Genomic DNA, 5,612 nt, shown 5'->3' on the forward strand with positions numbered 1-5,612 from the left:
ATGGCAAAAGCACATTTTGAACGCAGCAAACCGCACGTTAATATTGGTACCATCGGTCACGTTGACCATGGTAAAACGACCCTGACCGCCGCGATTACGAAAGTTCTCGCAGAAAGCGGCAAAGCGGAATTCCAGGACTACAACCAGATCGATAAAGCGCCGGAAGAACGCGAACGCGGTATTACCATCAACACCTCGCACGTAGAATACGAAACCGACAACCGTCACTACGCTCACGTAGACTGCCCGGGCCACGCCGACTATGTTAAAAACATGATCACCGGCGCCGCGCAGATGGACGGTGCGATCCTCGTAGTATCGGCCGCTGACGGTCCGATGCCGCAGACTCGTGAACACATCCTCTTGGCTCGCCAGGTAGGTGTACCGGCCATGGTCGTATTCTTGAACAAAGCGGACCAGGTAGACGATCCGGAACTCTTAGAACTCGTTGAAATGGAAGTCCGTGAACTGCTCTCGAGCTACGACTTCCCGGGCGACGACATTCCGGTGGTAGTCGGTTCGGCTCTGAAAGCCCTGCAGGGCGACAAAGACGCGGAAGCGAAAATTCTGGAACTCATGGAACAAGTCGATGCGTACATTCCGACACCGGAACGTGACACCGACAAACCGTTCATCATGCCGGTCGAAGACGTCTTCACCATCACCGGTCGCGGTACGGTAGCTACCGGCCGTGTGGAACGCGGTGAAGTCAAAGTCGGTGACACCGTGGAAATCGTCGGTATGCAGGACAAACCGACCAGCACGGTAGTAACGGGCGTAGAAATGTTCCGTAAGATTTTGGATCAGGCAGTAGCCGGCGACAACATCGGCGCACTGTTGCGCGGTATTGAACGTAGCGACATCGAACGCGGTCAGGTACTGGCGAAACCGGGCACCATTCATCCGCACACCAAATTCACGGCAGAAGTATACGTCTTGACGAAAGAAGAAGGCGGCCGTCATACTCCGTTCTTTAACGGCTACCGTCCGCAGTTCTACTTCCGTACAACGGACGTAACGGGTAACATCGAACTGCCGGAAGGCACAGAAATGTGCATGCCGGGCGACAACGTAACGATGAAAATCGAACTGATCACGCCGATCGCGATCGAAGAAGGTTTGCGTTTCGCGATTCGTGAAGGCGGTCACACCGTCGGCGCGGGCGTTGTCAGCGCTATCGAAAAATAATCATTAATAAAAAAGTGCTGCGTGAGCAGCGCTTTTTTATTATGTGATTAGGTGCAGTTGGCGAAGCAGAAGTGAAATGCTATAATTTAAATAACTTACGCTGAGAAATGGAGTTTTTACATGTCACGTCAACGTCTTGTCTTATTTACTTTTGCATATATTATGATTTGTATCGCCGGAATGGGTTTGCAAATTATTCCGTATGTTAATTTAACAGCATTTGCTCCTTACTTGGCAGCACTCATCATGGCACCAATCATCGGCGCATTGGTCGGATTTATAGGTTTTATTATGGTTGGCTATTGGCAGGGGTTACCGCTGGGAATTGCCGGACATTTGATGCTCGCGATTTCGGTCGGCACCGCTGCCTATTATTTCGGAACCGTGATGGAGCAAAAGAAAAACAGCGGTTGGCTGCGCTATGTATATGCCATTGGCTGGGGTTATGTCGGTCAGGTCGGGATGGGACTGTTTTTACTGTGGTGCCTGATCGGCGAGCAGGCGCTGACTATTCTTGTGCCTTGGTCGGTAGCGGCGCTGTTGGCGATGCTATTGGCGTTAGCGGTCGATTATGCCTGGCCGGATCATTTACGTCACGTCATCGGCGGACCACTACCGCAAATTAAAGTCGGTCGTAATCGTGCCCGCAAACGTCGCACGGAAGTGGCGGCAAAACATCATCCGCAAAAGAATTAATGAGAAAACACGAAACAGTAGAAATAAAAAACGCGGCGCAAGCCGCGTTTTTTTATGTAAGTAAAGGTGAGATCGCGTCTTCCAATACCTGACCGATAGACTCGCGAAATAAAATATCGGCCGCTTGGTCACGCGGAGTAGAATCTTGATTAATCAACACTATTGCATCGCCGCCGAACTCATGAATGAATCCCGCGGCCGGCCAAACCACTAAACTGGTGCCGCCGATAATCAGCATATCAGCATCACGAAGCGCTTGAATCGCGTTGAAAACGGTATCGTTATCCAACGGCTCTTCAAATAGAACGACATCCGGCTTGATAATGCCACCACATTTGTCACAATGCGGTATCGGGTTGCTGCGTTCGATAATATCGTCAATAGAATATGATGCATGGCATTTTGTACAGTAATTGCGATGAATGGAGCCGTGCAGTTCGTAAACGGTTTGGCTGCCGGCACGTTGGTGTAAACCGTCGATATTTTGTGTGATGATCGCTTGGAGTTTACCCAGCTCTTCCAATTTGGCGAGCATTATATGGGCGCGATTTGGTTGTACATCTTTCATCATGCCTTGGCGCACTTTGTAATTACTGAAAAACTCTTCAGGATGCTCGACATAGAAATGATGCGAGACCATTTCTTCTGCCGAGTAAGGCGTACCCGTGTCACGGTTAAAGATACCGTGCGTCCCGCGAAAGTCCGGAATGTCGGATTCGGTAGATACGCCGGCACCGCCGAAAAAAACAATACGTTGATGATTTTGTAAAAGGGCCTGAAATGCTTTCAGCCGTTCTTGATAGGATGTATTTGTGCGTGTCATAGCAACCTCCTTTGCGTAGTCTTTTTTCATTATAGCATCTGTAAAAAATTCTATTTTCGTCCTCATGTTAAAATAAAGAAAATGAGTAATCATTAATGCAAACGATGGGAGATGCCATGGTAAAAAAATATGATTTAATCGTAGTGGGCACCGGCGCCGCTCTGACCGTGTTGGAAACTGCATTGCAACGCGGGCAAAAGGTAGCAGTAGTGGAACGCGCTAAATTTGGCGGTACCTGCCTCAATCACGGCTGCATTCCGACAAAGGTTATGGTAACGGCGGCGGATGCATTGCGGGATACGGAACGTTGGTCGGAAATGGGAGTTAAAGGAGAAAAACCGACGCTCGATTGGGACGTCATTTCACGACGGCTTTGGAAACAAATCAACGTCTCGCAAACTATGACGAGAGATTATGAGCAACGTGAAAATTTGGATGTTTATCACGGGACCGCGAAATTTATCAGTAAAGATACACTCCAAGTCACTTGTGAGGCAAGTAAGACGGCAGATATTACCGCACCGATCATTGTGTTGGGCGTGGGGGCGCGCACCAATATTCCCGATGTACCCGGTTTGGAAACTATTCCTTATTTAACAAGCGAATCTTTTTTCGGTGATCGCTTTCTCAAAACCTTGCCCGAGACCATGACGATCTTAGGCGGCGGTCCGATCGGTACCGAATTTGCACACAGTTTTTCCGCATTGGGCGTCAACGTGACTTTGGTGCAGCATAATCAATATCTTGTGCCGCGTGAAGAACCGGAAATTTCGGAATTCGTTTTGCAATCCTTGCGAAATGCGGGCATCACCGTTTATACCAATCAGTCGGTCGAAAGTGTTCGCAAAGACGGTGGGGAGATCCGTTGTACGATCAGCGATCGCGCGACGCGAGAAAATAAGACCTTTACCACGGATGTTGTTTTCGTAGCCGCGGGGATTGTTCCCAATACAGATTGGCTGGATTTGGCGAAGACGGAAATTAAAACGGACGCTAAAGGTAACATCATCACAAACGAGTTTTTGGAAACGTCCCAGACGGGTGTTTATGCGTTGGGAGATGTGAATGGGCAGGCGCCGTTCCGGCACAAAGCGAACTATGAAGCAGACATTATTGCCCATAACTTGTATGAAGAGAAAGATCCGCAAAAATGGCGCTGGGCAACCTACACGAATGTTCCGGTCGTTACCTATACGCATCCGGAAGTGGCGCATGTGGGCTTGACGGAAAAAGCAGCCAAAGAAAAGGGATATGAAGTGCAGACCGCGTTACATTATTATTCTGATACTGTTAAAGCCTATGCGCTCGGCATCACGCACGGGAGTCCGGAAGACGGGTTCATCAAGCTGGTGATTGATCGTCCGACGCAAATTATTTTGGGCGCTCATATGGTGGGGTATCAGGCTTCTGTTTTACTCCAGCCGTATGTGAATTTGTTGAATGCGGGGACTATGGAACTGACGCCGATTCATCCGGGGATCGGTTCGGAGACGGTGCAAAAATTGCGCGAGCGGGGCTTAGTGCGTGAACTTTTACCGCAACGTGTGCAAACGGTGAGTGAAACGATGGCACCGCATCCGAGCTTAAATGAAGTTTCGATGTGGACAAGATATTTTGTGGAAGGTAAAGTATAAAGAAAAAACGGTATCCTCAAAAGGATACCGTTTTTTTATTTAATAACTATAAACGACCTTCTTTACGACGTTCGGCAAACTCTGCAACAGCGGTAAAAAGCACATCGCTGGAAGAATTTAAAGCGGTTTCGCAGGAGTCTTGCAAAACACCGATGATAAAACCGACACCGACGACTTGCATGGCAATATCATTGCTGATACCGAACAGGCTGCAGGCCAAGGGAATCAGTAAAAGCGAACCGCCCGCTACACCGGATGCGCCGCAGGCACCGACGGCAGAAATGACACAGAGGAGAAACGCCGTCGCAAAATCGACCGGAATGTCGAGTGTATGCACGGCAGAAAGTGTCAGTACCGCAATCGTAATCGCTGCGCCCGACATGTTAATGGTGGCACCCAGCGGAATGGACACGGAATACGTATCTTCATCCAAACCGAGTTTTTGGCAAAGGTTCATATTAACCGGAATATTCGCGGCGGAACTGCGCGTGAAAAAGGCGTACAAACCGCTTTCACGAAGAGTTGTCAGGACAAGCGGATACGGATTGATACGCATTTTGACAAAGGCGATTAAAGGATTCATCACCAATGCAATGAAGAAGAAGCAACCCAGCAATACCGCCAGTAATTTTACATAGCCGATGAGGGCGCCAAAGCCGCTTTCGGCAATGGTGGACGCGACTAAGCCGAAAATACCGATCGGAGCAAAGCGCAATACCCATTGTACTAATTGTGTGATCACTTGCGCGAAATCCGAGATCAACTGTTTCGTCGTGTCGTTGGCCTGACGGAGCGCAATTCCCATGACACTCGCCCAGGCCAATATGCCGATGTAATTGGCATTTAGGAGTGCATGTACGGGGTTATCCACGATATTCAGAACAACAGTACGGATGACTTCGATAATATTAGTCGGCGGAGCGAGCTGCGCATCGGTGACTTGAAGCTGTAAAATTGTCGGGAACAGGAACGAAGCCGCGACGGCCGTCAGCGAAGCGACGAAGGTACTCACAACGTAAAGTACCAGGATCGGTCGCATGTTGCTGGAAGCGCCGGCGCGTTTGGTAGCCAGTGCCGCCATTACCAGGACAAATACGAGGACAGGCGCAACCGCTTTTAAGGCATTAACGAATAACGTACCCAAAATCGAAATGGAAGCTGCCCATTGGGGAATAAATACGGCGAGCAGGATCCCCAAAATGATTCCGACAAGAATCAATTTCACCAAGCTGGTTTCATTGACCCAGCGCCAAAAGTTTTTAATCATATTC

At 49.2% G+C, this 5,612-nt stretch carries 5 protein-coding genes; 3 read left to right on the forward strand and 2 right to left on the reverse strand.

The features are described from left to right. Both tuf and RDN69_RS05620 read left to right on the forward strand, forming a co-directional pair. Positions 1-1,188: an elongation factor Tu gene (gene tuf / locus RDN69_RS05615; RefSeq protein ID WP_288218349.1), complete on the forward strand. Its 1,188-nt coding sequence runs from the start codon at positions 1-3 to the stop codon at positions 1,186-1,188. Between the two features lie 120 nt (positions 1,189-1,308). Further along, the gene (locus tag RDN69_RS05620; protein WP_024048636.1) at positions 1,309-1,884 is read left to right on the forward strand and encodes a hypothetical protein; all 576 of its coding nucleotides are present in this window, start codon (positions 1,309-1,311) and stop codon (positions 1,882-1,884) included. Between the two features lie 52 nt (positions 1,885-1,936). Here RDN69_RS05620 and RDN69_RS05625 read toward each other — a convergent pair whose 3' ends face one another. Beyond that, positions 1,937-2,707, reverse strand: a complete 771-nt coding sequence (locus RDN69_RS05625; protein WP_024048637.1) for an NAD-dependent protein deacylase — start codon at positions 2,705-2,707, stop codon at positions 1,937-1,939. Between the two features lie 116 nt (positions 2,708-2,823). Between RDN69_RS05625 and RDN69_RS05630 the strand changes: the two genes are divergently transcribed. Next, complete coding sequence (locus RDN69_RS05630) at positions 2,824-4,341, forward strand: NAD(P)/FAD-dependent oxidoreductase (protein ID WP_273260948.1); 1,518 nt, start codon at positions 2,824-2,826, stop codon at positions 4,339-4,341. Between the two features lie 46 nt (positions 4,342-4,387). Here the strand turns inward: RDN69_RS05630 and sstT are convergent. Beyond that, positions 4,388-5,612 (reverse strand): serine/threonine transporter SstT (gene sstT, locus RDN69_RS05635; protein WP_308530393.1); only part of this gene is annotated, 1,225 nt, incomplete at its 5' end.

The sequence above is a fragment of the uncultured Negativicoccus sp. genome (genome assembly GCF_902480485.1).
GTDB lineage: Bacteria > Bacillota > Negativicutes > Veillonellales > Negativicoccaceae > Negativicoccus > Negativicoccus succinicivorans.

Bases quoted from the DNA above. Each gene is read 5' to 3' on its own strand.
- RDN69_RS05620 (WP_024048636.1), top strand. From the start codon at position 1,309: ATGTCACGTCAACGTCTTGTCTTATTTACTTTTGCATATATTATGATT.
- RDN69_RS05630 (WP_273260948.1), top strand. From the start codon at position 2,824: ATGGTAAAAAAATATGATTTAATCGTAGTGGGCACCGGCGCCGCTCTG.
- tuf (WP_288218349.1), top strand. From the start codon at position 1: ATGGCAAAAGCACATTTTGAACGCAGCAAACCGCACGTTAATATTGGT.
- RDN69_RS05625 (WP_024048637.1), bottom strand. From the start codon at position 2,707: ATGACACGCACAAATACATCCTATCAAGAACGGCTGAAAGCATTTCAG.